Here is a 22,310-nt window from a genome sequence, read left to right as displayed (position 1 = left end):
GCCTGCACAGAACCTCGCAAGACCCTGCGCACAGAACCTCGCAAGACAAGGAATCACCGTCATGCCGGACACCCCCACCACCGACGCCGCCACGGTGCGAACAGAGGAACGCGAGGGCATCCTCGTGATCACCATCAACCGCCCGGCGGTCCGCAACGCCGTCGACGGAGCCACCGCTCGTGCACTGGCCGATGCCTTCGACCAGCTCGACGCCCGTGACGACATCTCGGTCGGCGTGCTCACGGGCGCGGGAGGGACCTTCAGCGCGGGCATGGACCTCAAGGCGTTCGCGGCCGGGGACAGCCCCGTCATTCCCGGCCGGGGCTTCGCCGGGCTCACCCGCTTCCCGCTGCGTACCCCGCTCGTCGCCGCCGTCGAAGGCTATGCACTGGGCGGCGGCACCGAGATGGCACTCGCCTGCGATCTCATCGTGGCCTCCCGCGAAGCCACCTTCGGCCTCACCGAGGTCACCTTCGGACTCGTCCCTCCGGAAGGCGGGATCGTGCGCCTTCCCGAACGGATTCCGCGGAACATCGCCCTGGAAATCCTCCTTACCGGTGACCCCCTGCCGGCCGCACGAGCCGAGCAGTTCGGCCTGGTCAATCACCTCACCGAGCCCGGTGAAGCACTGACCCGCGCCTTGGAACTGGCCGACCGCATCGCGCGGAACGCCCCGCTGTCCATCATGGCCGTCAAGCGCGCGGTCGATGAGCGGACAGCATTCGACGACCAGGACGCCTTCCGGCAACAGGACCAGATCGTCGCGCCGGTCCTGACATCGCAGGACGCGCAGGAGGGCGCACACGCATTCACCGAAAAGCGCCAACCCCACTGGCAGGGCCGCTGACAGCAGCGGCGCGGGGTTCGCTCCGCCCCGCCATCAGCCCGACGAGCCGACACGGCCCGCCAGTCGGACTGACGAGCCGTCAAGAAATGCCGAGGCTCGGGCAGGCCCGGCAACCGCATGAGCCAGCGTGCTTTTGCGGTCCAGGTCGGCCAGGAGTCTTTCCATGTCGGTCATGAGTGAGCCGTAGACGTGCCATGCGCCGGGCTTGGTGAGGGTGCCGTGGCCGATCAGGGCGGTCATGGTTTCGTGCCAGGCCAGCGCTCGGTCGATCGCTTCACGCAGTCGCTCGCGGGGGGCCGCGCCAGGAGAGCTGGTCGCCGCGTGCGCCGCCGCGCTTTCCTGGAGGGCTTCTCCGGCCAGTTGCAGGGTTTCGGCGTACCGGTCGAGGAACTGATGCCCCAGGTGGTGGTCGGCGTGGCGGTCATGTGCGTTGTCGGCCAGGGGCCGGGCGATTCCGCGGACCTGGAGCGAGACCCCGCGCAAGGCTTTGAATGCCTCACTGTGGGTCACCTCCTTGCGCCGCCCGGACACCACGCACCGTGTGTTCCAACGCAGGCTCTCGTCGGCGTTGCGCACCTGTTCCTCCGCGTGTGTCAGGCGCTGCTCCAGGCTGCGTGCCCGGTGCAGCCAGGCGTGGGCCTTGGAGGTGAGTTGCTGCTGTGCGAGGCCGGCGCCCATGTCGCGAAGCAGTGTTCCCATGGCATGAGCAAGGTCGCGGACCGCGGAGTCGGATTCGTTCAGGTACAGCGGCGGCAGGACGAGGGCGTTGACGGCGATGCCCACGACGGCGCCGGTCAGTGTCTGCAGCACGGGGGACACAAGGCCGCTCATGGGACCGGTTGCGGTGGCGGTCAGCGAGATGACCGCGGTCGACGCGATCTGGAGACGGTCGTCCGTGCTCCGGCGAGGGCCTGCCAGGACCGCGACGAGCGCGATGACGGCCACGGCGGCCGCGGTCGGCCCCAGCAGCCGGACGGTCGCGAGGGCGAGGACCAGCCCGGCCATCTTCGCGCCAACGCTTCGTGCCGCCTTCGTCACGGATCGGTACACCGTGGAGGCGTTGACCATGAGAAGAGCGGTGGCGACCGCAAGGTAGGGGCGGCCCCCGGAGGACCAGGGGGCCGCGATGCCCCAGGCGAGCAGGGCCGCGACCACAGCCTTGGCGCCGTGCACCACGTGCCCGGTCCGCTCGGCGCGCAGCCGGCCGCCCGGCCGCCGTATCGGCGCCGCCGCGGTCGCCGGAGTGAGCCCCGAGCGTGTAGTTGAAACTTGCATAAATTGGATGATGGCACCTTCGACCCGGCCGGGCCGCGTGAAGTCCGCCACGGCGACCTGGCCCACTTCCGGCCGGCGGCACGGCGGGAGCCTCACGCACGGCGACCGGCACGCAGGTCGCAGACCGCCGCCGCTCCCACCTGCTCCTGCACATCCGAGTGATTCACTTCACGCAAGTAGTTTATTGTTCAACTAGAAATCAGTGCGTAGCTTCGGTGGTGTCGAAAGCCCGGCGGGATTCATCGTCTGCAATCGCAGACCGGCGGCCCGCGCAAGGAGGAAAAGTCATGAAGAAGGTCATGCGTCACCTAGCGACCGCGGGCGTTTCCGCCACGCTCTTGGGAGCCGCTTTGCTCGCCGCCGGTGGCTCCGCCGCGGCGGCCACCCCGCAGGTGCACGGGCACGTATCCGCCCCGGCAGCTATGCCTGAGGACACGAAAACCGTCACCGCCCACGACCCACGGTCCGGCCGTGGCGACGTCCGACACAGCTACCGTCTCGACGGCAGGAACCACGGCGCGCACGAAATCAGTCATCACGCTCACCCTGTCGACTCCTGGGTCGCGGGCCAGCGGGCAGCGTTCGACCCCTGGATCAAGGATCAGCTGATTGATTTGGCGGCCACCCACCCGGCCGTCGGTACGCTCTGATCGACTGACGCGTCAGCCTTCGCGCTTCCCGACCGGACGGGCGCGCACCCCGCGACCAGCCCGGGCCACCGGAAGCCTCCAGGCTCCGGTAGGGGCGTCCGAGGGCTGCGCTACGGGGGCTGGCTGCCGACGCTCGATAGCGCCTCCCCGCCGATGCGGCCGCCCAGGGAAGCGGATCCCGGTACAAGCCGCAGGCCCACGGCGGTCGCGCCGGCCGGACCGGCCGCAGGCGCCGCGCGGTGTCATGCGTCCACTCGCGCGGGCGGGATGACGATGTCGATGAGCCCGGTGGCCACGTCGTAGACGAGCCCTGAGACGAGGACTCCGGCCGGAAGCTTCCGCTTGAGGATTCCGACGTCGACGCGGACGGCTGCGACCGGGTCGGTGACCGCCTTGGCGTCCAGCTCCCCGGCCGGAACTTCGAAGTAATCGGCCAGCAGCTCGGGGAACGCGGCCAGGTCCGTGATCCCGCAGTCGGTGTGGTGCAGGACCGCATAGTGGACATCGCCCGGCGGGCGAGGGCCGCCCGTGCGGGCCTGGACGACCTTCGAGAGCATCTCCAGCGTCCGGAGTGTCGCGGGCGTGACCCGCCCTCCGACGTTGCGGATCACCGCTGCCTCGCCGAGTTTGAGCCCCAGCACGTCGGACGGCTCGACACGAGGGTCGACGCATCCGATGACCGTCAGACTGCCACTGGGCATGAGCCTGAGGTTGGCGAATGATCCGCCGTCGGCGAACCCGGCGTTCCGCTTGGCCAGCTCGTCCGTGTCGATCACTGTGACGGCAACCCCTTGGTGCTCAGAGCCTGACCCCCGGTGACGCCGACGGCGACCTCCAGTTGCCGCCCATCTTGGCCCGCCGCCGCCTCCCATGCCACTCGGCGTTGCGGCACATCGTGATCACGCAGGTCAACGCCTTGCGTGACCCAACTCTTCCTCCCCGCGCACGCCACTCTCCGGCCGGCACTCGCGAACGGCGCCTCCTCCATTTCGGAGCCTGAGCGCCCCCGCCGGAGGCTCGTGCACATCAGTGAGCCCCCTCCCGGTCAGGGAGGGGGCACGGTTCCATGCAGTCACCCAGAAGCAGGAACGAGCCTCAGACCCGCTCCACCTCGGAGGCGGCCCCCGTGGCTTCCCCGGGGCCCGGCAGCGGCGTCCGAGGAGACGCCGCCTGCGCCTCGATCACCCGATCGGGTGCCTCACTCACGTCAGTGGGTGTGACCACTCGCCGCGGGCGTCGGACCCGCGTTCTTGACCGTCAGAGGCAGCAACTTCTTGCCGGTCGGGCCGATTTGGATGGACGTATCCATCTGCGGGCAGACACCGCAGTCGAAGCACGGGGTCCAGCGGCAGTCCTCGACCTCCGTCTCGTCGAGGGCGTCCTGCCAGTCCTCCCAGAGCCAGTCCTTGTCGAGGCCGGAGTCGAGGTGGTCCCAGGGGAGGACCTCCTCGTAGGTCTTCTCGCGGGTGGTGTACCAGTCGACGTCCACGCCGAAGGCGGGGAGGGTCTTCTCGGCGCAGGCCATCCAGCGGTCGTACGAGAAGTGCTCGCGCCAGCCGTCGAAGCGGCCGCCGTCCTCGTAGACCGCGCGGATGACGGCGCCGATGCGGCGGTCACCGCGGGAGAGCAGGCCCTCGACGATGCCGGGCTTGCCGTCGTGGTAGCGGAAGCCGATGGAGCGGCCGTACTTCTTGTCACCGCGGATCTTGTCGCGGAGCTTCTCCAGGCGCGCGTCCGTCTCCTCGGCGGAGAGCTGGGGCGCCCACTGGAACGGGGTGTGCGGCTTGGGAACGAAGCCGCCGATCGACACCGTGCAGCGGATGTCGTTCTGGCCGGAGACCTTGCGGCCCTCGGCGATCACGTTCATCGCCATGTCGGCGATCTGCAGGACGTCCTCGTCCGTCTCCGTCGGCAGGCCGCACATGAAGTACAGCTTCACCTGGCGCCAGCCGTTGCCGTACGCCGTGGAGACAGTCCGGATGAGGTCCTCCTCCGAGACCATCTTGTTGATGACCTTGCGCATGCGCTCGGAGCCGCCCTCCGGCGCGAAGGTCAGACCGGAGCGACGGCCGTTCCTCGTCAGCTCGTTCGCCAGGTCGACGTTGAAGGCGTCCACACGGGTCGAGGGGAGGGACAGACCGATCTTGTCCTCCTCGTAGCGGTCGGCCAGGCCCTTGGCGATGTCGCCGATCTCCGAGTGGTCGGCGGAGGAGAGGGACAGGAGGCCGACCTCCTCGAAGCCCGTCGCCTTCAGGCCCTTCTCCACCATCTCGCCGATGCCCGTGATCGAGCGCTCGCGCACCGGGCGGGTGATCATGCCCGCCTGGCAGAAGCGGCAGCCGCGCGTGCAACCGCGGAAGATCTCCACCGACATCCGCTCGTGGACCGTCTCGGCCAGGGGGACCAGCGGCTGCTTGGGGTACGGCCACTCGTCGAGGTCCATGACCGTGTGCTTGGACACACGCCACGGCACACCCGACTTGTTGGGCACGACACGGGCGATACGGCCGTCGGAGAGGTACTCGACGTCGTAGAACGCCGGGATGTAGACGTTGCCCGTCTTCGCCAGGCGGAAGAGGACCTCCTCGCGGCCGCCCGGGCGGCCCTCCGCCTTCCAGGCCCGGATGATCTCCGTCATGTCGAGCACGGCCTGCTCGCCGTCACCGATGATCGCCGCGTCGATGAAGTCGGCGATCGGCTCGGGGTTGAACGCCGCGTGGCCGCCGGCCAGGACGATCGGGTCGTCGAGGGTGCGGTTCTTGGACTCCAGCGGGATCCCGGCCAGGTCCAGGGCCGTCAGCATGTTCGTGTAGCCCAGCTCCGTGGAGAAGGACAGACCGAAGACGTCGAAGGCCTTCACCGGGCGGTGACTGTCCACCGTGAACTGGGGGACCCGGTGCTCGCGCATCAGCTCCTCCAGGTCCGGCCAGACGCTGTACGTGCGCTCGGCGAGGACGCCCTCGCGCTCGTTCAGCACCTCGTAAAGGATCATGACGCCCTGGTTGGGCAGCCCGACCTCGTACGCGTCCGGGTACATCAGCGCCCAGCGGACGTCACAGGCGTCCCAGGCCTTGACCGTGGAGTTGAGCTCTCCGCCGACGTACTGGATCGGCTTCTGCACATGCGGGAGCAGAGCTTCGAGCTGTGGAAACACCGATACAGCGGCTTCGGCAGGCATCTCGCGAACCTTCGTGAGCTGGGAGGTACTGACAGGGGTGACTGACAGGGGTGACCATCCAGCCTAACGCGGCCGGAGCCGACTCCCGTCCGCCTCAGACGGCGCCCTTGTCCTCGATCGCCTCCCACTCCCCCGGCAGCTCCGCCTCCACCGCCGCCGCGCGCTGCTCCGCGCGGCCGTACAGCACCCCGTACGTGAACCCGTTCTCGCCCGCCTCGTGCGCCTCGGACGCCACCTCCCGCAGGGCCCCGCGGACCATCACGCTGTCCTGGTGGTCGCCCAGCAGCGTCTGCAGGGACTTCATCGACTTGACCAGGTCGGCGGAGGGCATGCCGAGGGCGGGGGTGGCCGCCTCGGCCGCGTAGCGCGTGCGCTTGGCCTTCTTGCGCGCGTCGTGCATCGCGAGGTCGCGCTCGGAGCCGGGCGGCAGTTCCAGTGCCTCGCCCACGAGGTCGGCGACCTTCTTGAAATCCTTCCGTACGGCCTTGGCGATCACCTTCTCGGGCTTCTTCGAGGCCGCCTCCCGCAGGGGCGGGCCGGCCACCAGGGTGTCCAGTGTCGTCAGCAGGTCCAGGTAGCGCTTGCCGTCCAGTACGGCGATCAGGCGCTGCCGGGAGCCGGAGCGGCGGGCCCCCGACCAGGTGCTCAGACGGGCCTGGACAGGGCCCGTGACCAGGTCGGACGGGAGGTCGTCGAGCGCCGCCGTCAGGTGCTCGGTGAGGACCTCCTGGTCGCGGTCGACGCCCAGCTCGGCGGCGAGCCACTTCAGCTCGACGCCGACCGGGTCGGTGACGGTGCGGTCGAGGACCTTGCCGAACGAGCGGAAGGTGCTGCGGAGGCGGCGGGTGGCGACGCGCATACGGTGCACGGAGTCGGGCACGTCGCGGCGGACGGCGGGGTCCAGCTCGACGATCGCGTCGCGCTGGGCCCGGACGTAGGTGAGGATGTGGTCGCCGGCGGTGTGCGGGGGCGAATCGGGGGGTTCGGGCTTCGCGGCCGTCGTCGTCGCTTTCGACGCGTCAGTGGCCTTGTCGGGCGCCGCCGCCTTGCCTGCCTTCCCGGGCTTGCCTGCCGTCTCCGCCTTGCTTGCCGTCTCCGGCTTGCCTGCCTTCTCCGGCTTGCCTGCCGTCTCCGGCTTGCCTGCCTTCTCCGGCTTGCCTGCCTTCTCCGGCTTCTCCGGCTTGCGGGGGGCCGTGTCGTCCAGTGCCTTGGCCAGTTTGGACGCGGAGGCGGAGCGTTTGATGCCCGCCTTGCGGAGCTTCTTCTCGACCTTGTCGAGGAAGGCCGGATCGCCGTCGTCGGCGAGTTCCACCTCGATCTCGGTCCATTCCGCGCTGCCCGCGCCGCCGCTGAGGCGCTCCGCGCGGACACGGTCGATACTGACCTCGGCCAGGAGGGTGCCGGAGGCGTCGACGAGGTGGCGGATGTCGCGGGCCGACAGGAGACGTACGACGGGGACGAGTTCGGCCTCGCGGATGCGGGAGCGGACGAGGGCGGTCAGGTCTTCGGGGACGGTGTCGGAGAGCGGGGCGCGGATTTCGTCGCGGACGCCCTCGGAAACGGGGAGTTTGAGGTGCCAGCCCGCGTCGTCGCCGCCGGTGCGGCGGCGGAGGGTGAGGGAGGCGGTGGCGAGCCGCTGGTCGGCCGTGTCGTAGTAGGTGGCGTCCAGTTCGGCCACGCCCTTGTCGATGACGCCCGAGACTCCTGGGACGTCGGTCAGGTCCGGGAGTGGCGCGTCGCCGCCGGCCGGGGGACCCTCGTACTTTCGCTCGATTTCGCGCTTGGTGTCCGCCATGAACTGAATCTAGTGGCTGTCGGGCCGGGATGGCAGTACCAGCCCCTTCCGGGACCTCCGGGAACGACCGGATCTCGCCCCCGCCGCCCCTACCCGTCCCATCCCCAGGGGCTCCGCCCCTTCAACCCCACCGCGGGCTACGCCCCCGAACCCCCGCGGGGCTGCCGCCCCCGCACCCCACCAGAGGCACGCCCCCCACGGGGCTCCGCCCCCGAACCCACCGGGGGCTGCCGCCCCCTGCACCCCGCGTGGCTCCGCCCCTCCGCCCCAACCGTGGGCTACACGCCCCCGAACCCCCCACGGGGCTCCGCCCCCGAACCCACCCGGGGGCTGCCGCCCCCCGGCACCCCGCGTGGCTCCGTGCCTCCGCCCCAACCGTGGGCTACACCGCCCCCCAATCCCCGCGGGGCTCCGCCCCTGCACCCCGCCGGGGGCTGCCGCCCCCTGCACCCCCACAAAGCCCCGCCCTTGGACCCCGGCGGGACTGCGGCCCCGACACCCGCCGGGGCCGCGCCCCAGGCCCCGGCCCCGGCCTGTGGATGCCGGCCCGGCGGGTGGGACGAGCGGGGTGGGTGAGGCTCGGGCTGAACGGCCTCGTTCTCAAACGCCGGACGGGCTGAAAGGTGCGCACCGGGGTGAGCGGGCCGCCTCGTCCTCACGCACCGGAGGCACCGGAGGCACCGGAGGCATGCGGGCCGGGGTGAGTGGCATGGCCGACTCGGCCGCGTCCTCATGCGCCGGACGCGCGAGGTGCTCCGAGAGCGGGACCGGCTCGGGCACACCCCTCGAACACCGAACGCCCAAGGCTTTCAGCGGCGCGAGGAACTGCGCGACCAGGGGCCAACCCCCGGTTTCAGGGGCGCGAGGAACTGCGCGACCAGCCCCCACCCACCCCACACCCGAAGAACCAACCGGAACCAAGGGCCAACCCCCGGTTTCAGGGGCGCGGGGAACTGCGCGGCCCGCCCCCAGCGGGCCGCACCCGAAGACGTACCCCCTCCCGCCCAACCGCCGGAGGCCTACGCCGACATGGGGCGTTGGACTCTGATCGACTGCAACAACCCCACCGCCACCCACACCGCGAACATCGACGAACCGCCGTAGGAGACGAAGGGCAGGGGAAGGCCCGCGACCGGCATGATGCCCAGCGTCATGCCGATGTTCTCGAAGGCCTGGAAGGCGAACCAGGCGATGATGCCGGCGGCGACGATCGTGCCGTACAGCTCGGTGGTCTCGCGGGCTATGCGGCAGGCCCGCCACAGGACGACGCCCAGCAGGAGCAGGATCAGGCCGGCGCCCACGAAGCCCAGTTCCTCGCCCGCGACCGTGAAGACGAAGTCTGTCTGCTGTTCCGGGACGAACTGGCCCGTGGTCTGGGAGCCGTGGCCCAGGCCCGTGCCGAAGAGGCCGCCGGAGCCGATGGCGATACGGGCCTGGTTGGTGTTGTAGCCGACGCCTGCCGGGTCGAGGTTGGGGTTGGCGAAGGCGGCGAAGCGGTTGATCTGGTACTCGTCGAGGATCTTGAGCTGCCAGACCGCCACCGCGCCCAGCCCACCGGCGCCGAGCAGACCGAACACCCAGCGGTTGGAGGCACCGGAGGCGAGCAGCACACCGAGCACGATGATGACCGCGACCATGATCGTGCCCAGGTCGGGCATGAGCAGCACGACCATCAACGGGACGGCCGCGAGGCCCAGCGCCTGCAGCACCGTGCGGTGGTCGGGGTACTGCTTGTCGCCCGCGTCCACCCGGGTGGCCAGCAGCATCGCCATGCCCAGGATGATCGTGATCTTGATGAACTCGGCGGGCTGGAGCGACAGACCGCCCGCGACGAGCCAGTTGCGCTGGCCGTTGATCGTCGCGCCGAGCGGGGTCAGCACCAGCAGGATCATGAAGACCGAGAGGCCGTACAGGATCGGGACCGCCGTGCGCAGGGTGCGGTGGCCCAGCCAGATCGTGCCGACCATCAGGCCGAAGCCGATGCCGGTGTTCATGACGTGGCGGATGAGGAAGTAGTACGGGTCGCCCTGGTTGATCTCGGTGCGGTTGCGGGTCGCCGAGTAGACGAGGGCCGAGCCGATCAGGGAGAGCGCGAGGGCCGAGAGCAGTATCGGCCAGTCGAGGCGACGGGCCAGGGAGTCACGGGCGAAGAGCCGTGACATCCCGCCGCGGGCGGGGCCGTAGCCGGAGACGGAGAAGTTGTTCGCTCCGGTCATGTCAGGATCCTCGTCCCCCGCCGCTTCTTCGGACGTTCCGTACGCCTGCGGGTGTTCCGGTTACTGGCTGTCGGAGACGGCGTGGTGCCCGCGGGCAGCTGCTGGTCGGTGGCCCCGGGCGAGGGCGACTCGCTGGCCTGGAGGTCCTTGACCGGGTCCTTGGAGATGTCCGGGGTGTCGATCGAACCGTCGGTCTGGATCTTCGGGAGGCCCTTCTGGGGGGTGGGGAGGAGGGCCTTGGAGTTGTCGATGGAACCGTCGGCCTGGACGCCGTACAGCGCGTTGTAGATGTTGCGCACGGCCTCACCGGAGGCGCCGGAACCCGTACCGGCCTGAGCGATCGTCATGACGACCGTGTAGTCCTTGCTGTACGTGGAGAACCACGACGTGGTCTGCTTGCCGTAGACCTCGGCGGTACCGGTCTTGGCGTGCAGCGGGATCTTGTCCTGCGGCCAGCCGCCGAACTTCCAGGCGGCGGTACCACGGGTGACGACGCCCTCGAGCGCGTCGTCCATGCCCTTGATCGTGGCCTTGTTGATCGGCAGCTTGCCGCTGACCTTGGGCTTGATCTCCTGGACGGTCTTGCCGTCGGCGCTGACGATCGCCTTGCCGATGGTCGGCGTGTGGATCGTGCCGCCGTTGGCGATCGCCCCGTAGATCATGGCCTCCTGGATCGGGGTGACGAGGGTGTCGCCCTGGCCGATGGAGTAGTTGATCGAGTCACCCTCGCGCATCTTGTTGCCCTCGAGGCAGTTCTCGTACGCGATCCTCTGGACGTAGTCGCCGTCCTTCTTGCCGCTCTTGCACCAGGCGTCCTTGTTGGCCTTCCAGTAGTTCAGCTTCCACTGGCGGTCGGGGACGCGGCCGGTGACCTCGTTGGGCAGGTCGACGCCGGTCTGCTTGCCGAGGCCGAACTGGTGGGCGGTCTTGTAGAAGTAGTCCTTCGGCTCCCCCTTCTTGGGGTTGATGCCGCCGTCCTTCTTCCACTCGTTGTCCGCGAGGCCGTAGAAGACGGTGTCGCAGGAGACCTCGAGGGCCCGGCCGAGCGAGATGGGGCCGAAGTTCTCGCCCTCGAAGTTCTTGAAGACCTGGCCGCCCACCGAGTACGAGCTGGTGCAGGGGTAGCCGCCGTCCCACTCGTAGCCGGCCTCGACCGCGGCGGCCGTGGAGACCACCTTGAAGGTCGAACCGGGCGCGGACTGACCCTGTATGGCCCTGTTGAGCAGCGGGTAGTCCGAGCTCTTCCCGGTGAGTGCCTTGTAGTCCTTGGCGGAGATGCCCCCGACCCAGGCGTTCGGGTCGTACGTCGGGGCGGACGCCATGGCGACGATCCGGCCGGTCTTGGCCTCCATCACGACGACGGCGCCTGAGTCGGCCTTGTAGTTCTCGCCGGTGATCTTGTCGAACTGCTGGCGGGCGGTCTTCATCGCCGTGTCCAACTCGTACTCGGCGACCCGCTGGACGCGGGAGTCGATGCTGGTGACGAGGTTGGAGCCGGACTGGGCCGCGTCGCTCTTGGCCTTGCCGATCACGCGGCCGAGGTTGTCGACCTCGTAACGGGTGACGCCTGCCTTGCCGCGCAACTCCTTGTCGTACTGGCGCTCGAGGCCGGAGCGGCCGACCTGGTCGGAGCGGAGGTAGGGCGAACTGCTGTCCTTGGCCTGGGTGATCTCGGCGTCCGTGACGGGCGAGAGATAGCCGAGGACCTGAGCGGTGTTGGCCTTGCCGGGGGCGGCATAGCGGCGTACGGCCTCGGGCTCGGCGCTGATGCCGGGGAAGTCCTCGGAACGCTCACGGATCTGCAGGGCCTGCTTGGCGGTGGCCTCGTCGGTGATGGGGATGGGCTGGTACGGGGAGCCGTTCCAGCAGGGCTGCGGTGTCTTCGCGTCACACAGCCGGACCTTCTGGATGACGTCCTCGGGCTTCATGTCCAGCACGTCGGCCAGCTTCGTCAGGACCGCCTTGCCGTCGTCCTTCATCTTCAGCAGGTCGGTGCGCGAGGCGGAGACCACGAGCCGGGTCTCGTTGTCGGCGATCGGCACCCCACGCGCGTCGAGGATCGAGCCGCGTACGGCGGGCTGGACGACCTGTTGGACGTGGTTGCCGGAGGCTTCCTTGGCGTACTCCTGGCCGTTGCGGATCTGGAGGTACCAGAGACGGCCGCCGAGGGTGCCGAGGAGGGAGAGGACGAGGATCTGGATGACGACGAGTCGGATCTGTACCCGTGGGGTCCTGCCGGTCTCGGGAATGTTGGTCACTGGTGCTGCCTCCCCCTCTCAGAGTGGGTACGGGACACGGGCGCGCGAGCCGTGTGCGTACGGGGCGCCACATGCGTACAAGTCATACGAGTACACGGCGAACCTGGGGGCCTCGACCCCGGGGTGGGTCAACTGAGGTGCGCTCACAGACGCTTGACCCCCTTGATGCGCCCCGCGCGGGCGACGCGCGCGCGGGCGGCCTTGACCCGGTGGCCGCGCTGGCTGCCGATGCGCAGGCCGGTGCCGGAGGCCAGCCAGCCCGAGGAGACGTCGGCGGCCTTGGCGCTGTTGGAATCGGCGAGCGGATTGTTCTCGGAGCGCCGGGCCAGAGCCATCAGCCCCGGGACCACGAACGGCGCGAGCAGCAGGTCGTACAGGGCGGCCGTGAACAGCAGGCTGCCCAGGCCCACATGGCGGGCGGCGGTGTCACCGACGAGGGCGCCGACACCGGCGTACAGCAGAGTGGAGCCGACCGCGGCGGCGACGACCACGGCCATCGGGCCGGTCGCCGACTTGAGCTGGCCGTTCTCCGGCTTCGCCAGCCCCGCGAGATAGCCGATGACGCACAGCACGAGGGCGTAGCGCCCGGCGGCGTGGTCGGCGGGCGGGGCGAGGTCGGCGAGCAGGCCGGCAGCGAAGCCGATGAGGGCGCCGCCGACATGGCCGTAGACCATGGCGAGGGCCAGCACGGTGAGCAGGACGAGGTCCGGGACGGCACCCGGGAGATGGAGACGGGCGAGGACGCTCACCTGGATCACCAGGGCGACCACCACCAGAGTGGCGGAGAGCAGCATCCGATTGAAACGCATGGGGATTCAGCTCCTACGGCGTCTGGCCGGTGACGGGCTCGGACGCCGAGGGGGTGACCGTCACGGTCACGGTCGGCGTGGGCGTCGGTTTGGGCTGGGCCGGCAGGACCGTGTCACGTGGGTCCTTGCGGGGGGCCTCCACGACGACACCGACGATGTCGAGCTTCGAGAACGCGACGTACGGCGTGACGTAGATCGTGCGGGTCAGGTCGCCGCCCGACGGGTCGACACGGGAGACCACGCCGACCGGGACGCCGGGCACGAAGGGCTTGTCGGCCTGCGAGCCGAAGGTGACCAGCCGGTCCCCCTTCTTGATCTTCGCCTTGCCGTTGAGCATCTCCACCCGCAGCGGGCGGTCGCCCTGACCGGAGGCGAAGCCGAGCTCGTCGCTGGCCTCCATCCGCGTACCGACGGTGAAATCGGGGTCGTTGGCGAGCAGCACCGTGGCGGTGTCCGGACCGACGGTGGTCACGCGGCCGACGAGCCCGTCGCCGTTCAGGACCGTCATGTCGCGCTGGATGCCGTCGTTGCTGCCGACGTCGATGGTCACGGTCCAGGAGAAGCCCTGGGCGGATCCTATGGCGATGACCTCGGCGCCCTTGATGCCGTACTGCCCGGCGCCGGCCGTCTTCAGCATCTTGTCGAGCTGGGTCAGACGGCTGCGATTGCGGTCGTCACTGCCGAGCTTGGCCTTCAGCGCCGTGTTGTCGTGCTCGAGTTGGGCGATGCGATCGTGTCGGCTGTCCGAGTCACGGACCGCGGCGATCGCGTTGCCGACGGGGTCGACCGCGGAGGACACCCCGTTCTCGATCGGGCCGAAGACCGTCGCGGCGGCCTGGCGGGCACCCTGGACCGGTGAGTCCTGTCCACCACGGATGTCCACCGTGATCAAAGCGAACGCGATGGCGATCAGCAGCACCAGGAGCAGCCGGCTCTCTCGTGTGTCCCTCACGTGCGGCGGCCGTGCCTTCCTCGTCGGTGTCAACAGGAACGCACCCCGAGCGAGTGCTGACGCCCAAGGGTGTTATGGGGGAGCTTATGCCTCGATATCAACGATCCGCCGTACGAGAAGCGATCATCCCGTACGGCGGAATCGAAGAGTTACCTCATCTGCGCGGCTGGGCGTCAAGAACCTGCTGCAGCGCCTCGAATTCCTCGACGCACTTGCCGGAGCCGAGCGCCACGCTGTCCAGCGGATCCTCGGCGATATGGATCGGCATACCGGTCTCACGGCGCAGGCGCTCGTCGAGCCCGCGCAGCAGCGCCCCGCCGCCCGTCAGAACGATTCCGCGGTCCATCACGTCACCCGACAGCTCCGGCGGGCACTTGTCGAGCGTCGTCTTCACGGCGTCGACAATGGCGTTGACCGGTTCCTCGATCGCCTTGCGGACCTCGGCCGCGGAGATGACCACGGTCTTGGGCAGCCCGGAGACGAGGTCCCGGCCGCGGATTTCGGTGTGTTCGTCGTTGTCCAGGTCGTACGCCGAACCGATCGTGATCTTGATCTGTTCGGCGGTGCGCTCACCGAGGAGGAGGCTGTACTCCTTCTTGATGTGCTGGATGATCGCGTTGTCCAACTCGTCGCCCGCGACGCGGATGGACTGGGCGGTGACGATGCCGCCGAGCGAGATGACCGCGACCTCCGTGGTGCCGCCGCCGATGTCCACCACCATGTTGCCCGTGGCCTCGTGGACCGGCAGGCCGGAGCCGATGGCCGCGGCCATGGGCTCCTCGATGATGTGCACCTGGCGGGCGCCGGCCTGGGACGACGCCTCGATGACGGCACGGCGCTCGACACCCGTGATGCCCGAGGGCACGCAGACCACGACACGGGGACGGGCGAGATAGCGCCGCTTGTGGATCTTCAGGATGAAGTAGCGGAGCATGCGCTCGGTGATCTCGAAGTCGGCGATGACACCGTCCTTCAGCGGGCGCACGGCAACGATGTTGCCGGGGGTCCGCCCGATCATCTTCTTCGCCTCCGCGCCGACCGCGAGGATGCCACCGGTGTTGGTGTTGATCGCGACGACGGACGGCTCGTTGAGTACGATCCCGCGACCCCTGACGTACACCAGCGTGTTGGCGGTCCCGAGGTCGACAGCCATGTCACGGCCGATGAACGACATTGAGTTCCCCATCAGGATTCGTCTGGCCTTCCCAAGCGGAGCTTTGACGGCTTTTTAGGAACGGCGAGGTGGGTGCAGTGACGTGAAGGTCTCCATCGTAGACGCGCCTGCACGAACACTGCGCGAGGGTCTTCGCCATTGTCAGCATGCGTGGCGCCGCCTCGCTTGTGGAGACGACCCAACGGGGGCACGCGTTCCCCCGATCGGCACGCATATGCCGCGGGACGGCCGGAATTTCCACGGCCGTCCCTGGTCGGACATCAGGCTGGGGACGCAAGTCCTTTACAAGCCTTTACAAGCCGTTACAAGAACATCTTGGAATCGTGATGTCTGCGCGGGTCTGCCGCCACTTGGAGGCGACTTGGACGCGACTTCGACCTGACTTGGACCTGGCTTGAAGGCGACTGGGAAGCGACTCGGCGGCGACCTGGGCGCAGTTCGGACGCGACTACGAGGAAGGGTCAGACGCGGCCGGGGAAGAAGATCTTCAGCTCGCGCTCTGCGGACTCCTCGGAGTCGGAGGCGTGGATCAGGTTCTCGCGGACGATCACACCGTAGTCGCCGCGGATGGAACCGGGGGCGGCGGCGATGGGGTCGGTGGGGCCGGCGAGCGCGCGCACGCCCTCGATGACCCGCTCGCCCTCGACGACCAGCGCCACGACCGGGCCGGACGCCATGAACTCCACCAGCGGCTCGTAGAACGGCTTGCCCTTGTGCTCGCCGTAGTGCTGTTCCAGCGTGTCCTGGTCCAGCGTGCGCAGCTCCAGCGCGGTGATCTGCCAGCCGGCCTTGCGCTCGATACGGCTGATGATCTCGCCGGTCAGGCCGCGACGGACGGCGTCGGGCTTGAGGAGGACGAGGGTGCGCTGGCTCACGGTGGTGGCTCCTTCGGGTCACAAGTGTGCGGGTGACCGAGGCTACAGGGCGTGTCTGGGTGGGTGTTACGCAGAGTCAAGTAGGCGGGGGGGTTCGGGGCTGTTCGCGGCCGTTCGGGGCCGTTCGACCGGGCGCGGAGCCCCAGCCACAGGTGGGACGGGGGAGCCCCGGCCACGGGTGGGACGGGGCAGAGGTGGCGGGGGCGAAAAAGCCTACGCCGGGTTCCCGCCCGCCTCCGCCTGCGCGGCGAACCTCGCCTTGGCCTCGTCGATCTTCCGCCCGTAGTGCACCGAGGCCCACCACAGTGCGGCGAAGATCGCCCCCAGGAAGAACATCGACCCCACGAAGAACCCGCTGGCGATCAGTGCGATCTGCAGGGCCCAGCCGAGTTGGACACCCCCGGGCCTGGTGATCATCCCGCAGAGCAGCACACTCACCGCCATGAAGATCCCGCTGACCGTCCACACCGTGGTCGTGGACAGATCGGGATTCTTCATGGCGACGAGCCCGGCGAAGCCGATGACGAAGAACTCGCCGATCAGAGTGGAAGCACAGAGCGTACGCACAGCGGTCAGCCCCTCCTCAGGAGCAGTCGGGCCTCGCCGACGGTGATGACGGAGCCGGTCACGAGGACGCCGCCGCCCGCGTACTCGCCCTCCTCCTCGGCCAGCGTGATCGCCGCCTCGATCGCGTCGTCGAGCCGCGGCTCCACCTGCACCCGCTCGTCGCCGAAGATCTCGACGGCGATCGCGGCGAGCTCGTCGGCGTCCATCGCGCGATGGCTGGAGTTCTGGGTGATCACGACCTCGGCGAAGATCGGCTCGAAGGCCTCGAGCAGCCCCTGTACGTTCTTGTCGCCGCTCGCGCCGACGACCCCGATCAGCCGGCTGAAGTCGAAGGCCTCGCCCACGGCCTCGGCGGTGGCACGGGCGCCCGCCGGGTTGTGCGCGGCGTCCAGGACGACGGTCGGCGAGCGCCGTACGACCTCGAGGCGGCCCGGCGAGGTGACGGAGGCGAAGGCCTTCCGCACGGTGTCGATGTCGAGCCGCTGGGCGTGCGCCGCGCCGACACCGAAGAACGCCTCGACCGCGGCGAGCGCCACGGCGGCGTTGTGCGCCTGATAGGGGCCGTGCAGCGGCAGGAAGATGTCCTCGTACTCGCCGCCGAGCCCGCGCAGTGTGATGAGCTGCCCGCCGACGGCGATCTGCCGGGCGACGACCCCGAACTCCAGGCCCTCCCGGGCCACGGTCGCGTCGACTTCCACGGCTTTCTTCAGTAGCACCTGAACGGCGTCCACCGGCTGCTGCGCCAGGATCACCGTCGCGTCCTGCTTGATGATGCCGGCCTTCTCGGTGGCGATCTCGCCGGGCGTCTCGCCGAGCCGGTCGGTGTGGTCGAGGTCGATGGGGGTGACGACGGCGACGTCCCCGTCGATCACGTTGGTGGCGTCCCAGCTGCCGCCCATGCCGACCTCGACGACGGCGACGTCGACCGGGCTGTCCGCGAAGGCGGCGTACGCCATGCCGGTGAGCACCTCGAAGAACGACAGCCGGTACTCCTGCTGGCCGTCGACCATCTCGATGTACGGCTTGATGTCGTTGTACGTCTCGATGAACCGCTCGGCGGAGATCGGGGCGCCGTCGAGGCTGATCCGCTCGGTGATCGACTGGACGTGAGGGCTGGTGTACCGGCCGGTGCGCAGGTCGAAGGCGCCGAGGAGGGCCTCGATCATGCGGGCGGTGGAGGTCTTGCCGTTCGTGCCCGTGATGTGGATCGAGGGGTACGCGCGCTGGGGCTCACCCAGGACGTCCATCAGCGCGGCGATCCGGCTGACGGAGGGCTCCAGTTTGGTCTCGCCCCAGCGGCTGGCGAGCTCGGCCTCCACCTCGCGCAGCGCCTTGTCGACCTCGGGGTCGGCCGGGCGCGCGGGCACGTCGGCCTGACGGCCCGCGTCGGCGCCCTGGGTGCGAAGGGTGCGGCTGCCGGCCTCGATCACGGCGAGGTCGGGGTCGCGGTCGGTCTCGGCCGCGATGATCTCGTCGAAGAGACCGTGCGGGTCGCTGGGGTCCGGCTCGTCCGGCTCGCTGCTGTCGTGCGGGGGGAGCTCACTCACGCTGCCAGTCTACGGAGCCGAGCCCGCCCCGGGTCTCTCGCCCCCGCCGCCCCTACCCGTCCCATCCCCGGGGGCTCCGCCCCCAGACCCCCGGGGTGGGTTCCTCGGGTGCGGGCGAGTGGGGGCCGGTCGCGCAGTTCCCCGCGCCCCCGGGCACGGGGCTGCGCCCCGGCGCCCCAGGCTTGCCAAGCCTCCACCGGCCCGCGGCCGGACGAATCCGGGCGAGCGGGAGATGCGGGGCGAAGCCCCCGCCCGCCCGCAGCCGATGGACGTCGAAGGCCCCCGGGGCCAGTGAGTCCCGGGGGCCTTCGTTCACCTACGGCAGAGCCGTTACGCCTCCGGGAGGCGTTCCAGTTGGGCCTGGATGCGGGCGATGTCCTCGTCCGCCTTGGCGAGCCGCGTACGGATCTTGTCCACGACCTGGTCCGGCGCCTTGGCGAGGAACGCCTCGTTGCCGAGCTTGGCGTTCGCCTGGGCCTTCTCCTTCTCCGCGGCGGCGAGGTCCTTGGCGAGCCGCTTGCGCTCGGCCACGACATCGATCGTGCCGGAGAGGTCGAGCGCCACCGTGGCCCCGGCGACGGGAAGCGTCGCCGTGGCCGCGAAGGCCTCACCCTCCGGCTGCAGCCGCAGCAGCTGGCGGATGGCCGCCTCGTGCGGGGCGAGGGCGGTGCCGTCCAGCGTGAGGCGGGCCGGGACGCGCTGGCCGGGCTGGAGACCCTGGTCGGCACGGAAGCGGCGGACCTCGGTGATGACCTGCTGAAGCGTCTCGATCTCGCGCTCGGCACCCGCGTCGCGGAAGCCGGAGTCGGTCGGCCACTCGGCGATGACGACCGACTCGCCGCCGGTCAGCGTCGTCCACAGCGTCTCGGTGACGAAGGGGACGATCGGGTGCAGGAGGCGCAGGGTGACGTCGAGGACCTCGCCCAGGACACGCCCGGAGACCTTCGCCGGCTCGCCGCCCGCCATGAACGTCGTCTTGGACAGCTCGACGTACCAGTCGAAGACCTCGTCCCATGCGAAGTGGAACAGGACGTCCGAGAGCTTGGCGAACTGGAAGTCGTCGTAGAGCGCGTCGACTTCGGCGACCGTCGCGTTGAGACGGGAGAGGATCCAGCGGTCGGTCGCCGACATCTCCGAGGCGTCCGGCAGCGGGCCCTCCACCGTCGCGCCGTTCATCAGCGCGAAGCGGGTGGCGTTCCAGATCTTGTTGGCGAAGTTGCGCGAGCCCTGGACCCAGTCCTCGCCGATCGGCACGTCGACGCCGGGGTTGGCGCCGCGCGCGAGCGTGAACCGGAGCGCGTCCGAGCCGTACTTGTCCATCCAGTCCAGCGGGTTGACCGCGTTGCCGAAGGACTTCGACATCTTCTTGCCGAACTGGTCGCGGACCATGCCGTGCAGGGCGATGGTGTGGAACGGCGGGGTGCCGTCCATCGCGTACAGGCCGAACATCATCATCCGGGCGACCCAGAAGAAGAGGATGTCGTAGCCGGTGACCAGCACGGAGTTCGGGTAGAACTTCGCGAGCGACTCGGTCTGTTCGGGCCAGCCGAGGGTCGAGAAGGGCCACAGGCCGGAGGAGAACCACGTGTCGAGGACGTCGGTGTCCTGGTGCCAGCCCGCGCCGGTCGGGGCCTCGTCGTCGGGGCCGACACAGACGATCTCGCCGTTCGGGCCGTACCAGACCGGAATGCGGTGGCCCCACCACAACTGCCGCGAGATGCACCAGTCGTGGAGGTTGTCGACCCAGTCGAAGTACCGCTTCTCCATCTCCTGCGGGTGGATCTTGACCCGGCCGTCGCGGACCGCGTCACCGGCGGCCTTGGCGAGCGGGCCGACCTTGACCCACCACTGCATGGACAGCCGCGGCTCGATGGTGGTCTTGCAGCGCGAGCAGTGGCCGACCGAGTGGACGTACGGCCGCTTCTCGGCGACGATCCGGCCCTCGGCGCGCAGCGCGGCGACGATGGCGGAGCGGGCCTCCAGCCGGTCCAGGCCCTGGAACGGACCCGGGACCGTGATGACCGCGTGCTCGTCCATCACGGCGATGTTCGGCAGGTTGTGGCGCTGGCCGATCTCGAAGTCGTTCGGGTCGTGGGCCGGGGTGACCTTGACCGCACCCGTGCCGAACTCCGGATCGACGTGGGTGTCCGCGACGACCGGGATGAAGCGCTCGGTGAGCGGGAGGCGGATGTTCTTGCCGACGAGGTGCTTGTAGCGCTCGTCGTCGGGGTGCACGGCGACGGCCGTGTCACCGAGCATCGTCTCGGCACGGGTGGTGGCGACGACGATCGTGTCGTCCCCCTCCCCGTACTTCATGGAGACCAGCTCGCCGTCGTCGTCCTGGTACTCGACCTCGATGTCCGAGATGGCCGTGAGACAGCGCGGGCACCAGTTGATGATGCGCTCGGCGCGGTAGATCAGCTCGTCGTCGTAGAGCTTCTTGAAGATGGTCTGGACGGCCTGGGACAGACCCTCGTCCATGGTGAAGCGCTCACGGGACCAGGCGACACCGTCACCGAGGCGGCGCATCTGCCCGGAGATCTGCCCGCCGGACTCGGCCTTCCACTGCCAGACGCGCTCGACGAAGGCCTCCCGGCCCAGGTCGTGGCGGGACTTGCCCTCCTTGCCCAGCTCCCGCTCGACGACGTTCTGCGTGGCGATGCCGGCGTGGTCCATGCCGGGCTGCCACAGCGTCTCGTAGCCCTGCATGCGCTTGCGGCGGGTGAGGGCATCGATGAGGGTGTGCTCGAAGGCGTGCCCGAGGTGCAGGCTGCCCGTGACGTTCGGCGGCGGGATGACAACGGTGTAGGGCGGCTTGTCGCTCTTCGCGTCCGCCTCGAAGTAACCCCGTTCTACCCAGCGCTCGTACAGCGCCCCCTCTACGTCGGCCGGCGCGTACTGGGTCGGCAGTTCGGGAGTGGGCTCTGATTGCGGCTGCTGAGAGTTCTCGGTCACGGGGTCAGTTTAGGGGCGTCACCGCCCTGTCCCGAAACACGGTTCTTTCGTAACGGTCCGCCCCCCACTGCCGTGGCACCCCAGGGGTTACGCCAGGATGTCAGGAACACATAAGCATCTGGAGGGGAACCCAGAGATGAGCTACAACCAGCCGGGCCCGTACGGCGGGCAGCCCCAGCAGCCCGGACCGTACGGTCAGCCGGGGCAGCAGGGGCAGCCGGGGCCTTACGGCCAGCCGCAGGCCCCCCAGCCCGGCTACGGCCAGCCGCCGCAGGCCCCCCAGCCCGGTTACGGCTACCCGCAGCAGGCCCCTCCGCAGCCCGGCTACGGCTACCCCCAGCAGGCTCCCCAGGGTGCGCCGCAGGCTCCTCCGTACGGTCAGCAGCCCGCGTACGGCCAGCAGCCCCCTTACGGGCAGCAGCCTCCCTACGGCCAGCAGCCCTACAACGTCCCGCAGCCGCCCGCGCCCGGCGGTGGCAAGAAGAAGACGGCGCTCATCATCGGCTCGGTCGCGGTCGTCGCCGCGATCGCCGTGGGGGCGTATCTCGTCATCGGTGGTGGCAGCGGCAGCGGTTCGGTCGCGGACGACGGCCCGCACAAGCTGACGACGCCCGCGACCGTCATCAACGACACCTACAAGAAGTCCGACAGCTCCAGCGACTCCCCCACGATGTCCGACAGCGACATCAAGGACTTCGAGAAGTGGGGCGTGAAGAACGCCAAGGGCGTCGGCGCGGGCTACGCGAACGGCACGGGCCTGACCGCGAAGAACCTGTCCTTCAGCGGTGTGTACGGCACGATCGCCGACCCGGAGGCCGTCGTCGACGCCATGTTCGCCAAGCTGAAGACGGAGTCCGAGAAGGATCAGAGCAAGGACAAGACCAAGGGCAAGCTGATCGGCAGCCCGCAGGAGTTCAAGCCCTCCGGCTTCAGCAACGGCATCCTGAAGTGCCAGGCGGCCGAGATCACGAACACCGACTCGTCGACCTCGACGGCGGGCGCTCCCAAGACCGTGAAGGTGCCCCTGTGCGTCTGGGGCGACCACAGCACGGTCGCCTCCGTCACCTCGGTCGACATCGCCGCCTTCCTCACCGGCAAGAGCGGCTCGCTGGACGACGCGGCCACGACCGCGGCCAAGCTCCGCAACGACGTCCGCGTGAAGATCTGACCGCACGCGTCAACCGCGAGCACAGCAACGGCGAAGGGGCCCCC

The 22,310-nt window shown here is 69.5% G+C and carries 16 protein-coding genes; 3 read left to right on the top strand and 13 right to left on the bottom strand.

Annotated elements, in window-relative coordinates:
- Window positions 1-61: 61 nt before the first annotated feature.
- Window positions 62-847, top strand: coding sequence for a crotonase/enoyl-CoA hydratase family protein (locus ACZ69M_RS01390; RefSeq protein ID WP_470045901.1), 786 nt, complete (start codon window positions 62-64; stop codon window positions 845-847).
- 33 nt (window positions 848-880) lie between these two features.
- Here ACZ69M_RS01390 and ACZ69M_RS01385 read toward each other — a convergent pair whose 3' ends face one another.
- On the bottom strand, window positions 881-2,122 hold the full coding sequence (locus tag ACZ69M_RS01385) for an aromatic acid exporter family protein (protein ID WP_470045900.1): 1,242 nt from the start codon (window positions 2,120-2,122) through the stop codon (window positions 881-883).
- A gap of 287 nt (window positions 2,123-2,409) precedes the next feature.
- Here ACZ69M_RS01385 and ACZ69M_RS01380 point away from each other — a divergent pair, with 287 nt between their 5' ends.
- Entirely contained in the window at window positions 2,410-2,772 is a 363-nt protein-coding gene (locus tag ACZ69M_RS01380) for a hypothetical protein (protein WP_470045899.1), read from the top strand.
- Between the two features lie 242 nt (window positions 2,773-3,014).
- Here ACZ69M_RS01380 and ACZ69M_RS01375 read toward each other — a convergent pair whose 3' ends face one another.
- From ACZ69M_RS01375 to ACZ69M_RS01320, 12 genes are all read right to left on the bottom strand, one after another.
- Window positions 3,015-3,548 carry a carbonic anhydrase gene (locus ACZ69M_RS01375; RefSeq protein WP_470045898.1) on the bottom strand — a complete coding sequence of 178 codons (534 nt, stop codon included), beginning with the start codon at window positions 3,546-3,548 and terminating at the stop codon, window positions 3,015-3,017.
- 431 nt (window positions 3,549-3,979) lie between these two features.
- A complete protein-coding gene (locus tag ACZ69M_RS01370; protein WP_470045897.1) occupies window positions 3,980-5,950 on the bottom strand; it encodes a TIGR03960 family B12-binding radical SAM protein in 1,971 nt (656 codons plus the stop codon).
- 94 nt (window positions 5,951-6,044) lie between these two features.
- Window positions 6,045-7,745, bottom strand: a complete 1,701-nt coding sequence (locus ACZ69M_RS01365; RefSeq protein WP_470045896.1) for a CHAD domain-containing protein — start codon at window positions 7,743-7,745, stop codon at window positions 6,045-6,047.
- 1,019 nt (window positions 7,746-8,764) lie between these two features.
- A complete protein-coding gene (gene rodA, locus ACZ69M_RS01360; protein ID WP_470045895.1) occupies window positions 8,765-9,961 on the bottom strand; it encodes a rod shape-determining protein RodA in 1,197 nt (398 codons plus the stop codon).
- Window positions 9,958-12,219: a penicillin-binding protein 2 gene (gene mrdA, locus ACZ69M_RS01355; protein WP_470045894.1), complete on the bottom strand. Its 2,262-nt coding sequence runs from the start codon at window positions 12,217-12,219 to the stop codon at window positions 9,958-9,960. The genes rodA and mrdA overlap by 4 nt, the downstream gene beginning before the upstream one ends.
- Window positions 12,220-12,362: 143 nt before the next feature.
- Window positions 12,363-13,028 carry a rod shape-determining protein MreD gene (gene mreD / locus ACZ69M_RS01350; RefSeq protein ID WP_382191639.1) on the bottom strand — a complete coding sequence of 222 codons (666 nt, stop codon included), beginning with the start codon at window positions 13,026-13,028 and terminating at the stop codon, window positions 12,363-12,365.
- A 13-nt stretch (window positions 13,029-13,041) separates the two neighbouring features.
- Complete coding sequence (gene mreC / locus ACZ69M_RS01345; protein WP_470045893.1) at window positions 13,042-13,980, bottom strand: rod shape-determining protein MreC; 939 nt, start codon at window positions 13,978-13,980, stop codon at window positions 13,042-13,044.
- A gap of 154 nt (window positions 13,981-14,134) precedes the next feature.
- Window positions 14,135-15,154 (bottom strand): rod shape-determining protein, encoded by a 1,020-nt coding sequence (locus tag ACZ69M_RS01340; protein WP_037747701.1) that lies wholly within the window; start codon window positions 15,152-15,154, stop codon window positions 14,135-14,137.
- Window positions 15,155-15,615: 461 nt separating this feature from the next.
- Complete coding sequence (gene ndk / locus ACZ69M_RS01335; protein WP_054231901.1) at window positions 15,616-16,029, bottom strand: nucleoside-diphosphate kinase; 414 nt, start codon at window positions 16,027-16,029, stop codon at window positions 15,616-15,618.
- A gap of 213 nt (window positions 16,030-16,242) precedes the next feature.
- A complete protein-coding gene (locus ACZ69M_RS01330; protein WP_470045892.1) occupies window positions 16,243-16,596 on the bottom strand; it encodes a DUF4233 domain-containing protein in 354 nt (117 codons plus the stop codon).
- A 5-nt stretch (window positions 16,597-16,601) separates the two neighbouring features.
- On the bottom strand, window positions 16,602-18,143 hold the full coding sequence (gene folC, locus ACZ69M_RS01325) for a bifunctional tetrahydrofolate synthase/dihydrofolate synthase (protein WP_470045891.1): 1,542 nt from the start codon (window positions 18,141-18,143) through the stop codon (window positions 16,602-16,604).
- Between the two features lie 330 nt (window positions 18,144-18,473).
- Window positions 18,474-21,098 (bottom strand): valine--tRNA ligase, encoded by a 2,625-nt coding sequence (locus ACZ69M_RS01320; RefSeq protein WP_470045890.1) that lies wholly within the window; start codon window positions 21,096-21,098, stop codon window positions 18,474-18,476.
- Between the two features lie 136 nt (window positions 21,099-21,234).
- Here ACZ69M_RS01320 and ACZ69M_RS01315 point away from each other — a divergent pair, with 136 nt between their 5' ends.
- Window positions 21,235-22,266 (top strand): hypothetical protein, encoded by a 1,032-nt coding sequence (locus ACZ69M_RS01315; RefSeq protein WP_470045889.1) that lies wholly within the window; start codon window positions 21,235-21,237, stop codon window positions 22,264-22,266.
- Window positions 22,267-22,310 lie beyond the last annotated feature (44 nt).

This window comes from Streptomyces sp. NPDC107454, from assembly GCF_055582885.1.
Note: the sequence above shows the minus strand (reverse complement) of the source record. Positions and strands in the feature narration are given on the sequence as shown.

Bases quoted from the DNA above. Each gene is read 5' to 3' on its own strand.
- ACZ69M_RS01365 (WP_470045896.1), bottom strand. From the start codon at position 7,745: ATGGCGGACACCAAGCGCGAAATCGAGCGAAAGTACGAGGGTCCCCCG.
- ACZ69M_RS01340 (WP_037747701.1), bottom strand. From the start codon at position 15,154: ATGTCGTTCATCGGCCGTGACATGGCTGTCGACCTCGGGACCGCCAAC.
- ACZ69M_RS01370 (WP_470045897.1), bottom strand. From the start codon at position 5,950: ATGCCTGCCGAAGCCGCTGTATCGGTGTTTCCACAGCTCGAAGCTCTG.
- rodA (WP_470045895.1), bottom strand. From the start codon at position 9,961: ATGACCGGAGCGAACAACTTCTCCGTCTCCGGCTACGGCCCCGCCCGC.
- mreD (WP_382191639.1), bottom strand. From the start codon at position 13,028: ATGCGTTTCAATCGGATGCTGCTCTCCGCCACTCTGGTGGTGGTCGCC.
- ACZ69M_RS01385 (WP_470045900.1), bottom strand. From the start codon at position 2,122: ATGCAAGTTTCAACTACACGCTCGGGGCTCACTCCGGCGACCGCGGCG.
- ACZ69M_RS01315 (WP_470045889.1), top strand. From the start codon at position 21,235: ATGAGCTACAACCAGCCGGGCCCGTACGGCGGGCAGCCCCAGCAGCCC.
- ACZ69M_RS01380 (WP_470045899.1), top strand. From the start codon at position 2,410: ATGAAGAAGGTCATGCGTCACCTAGCGACCGCGGGCGTTTCCGCCACG.
- ACZ69M_RS01390 (WP_470045901.1), top strand. From the start codon at position 62: ATGCCGGACACCCCCACCACCGACGCCGCCACGGTGCGAACAGAGGAA.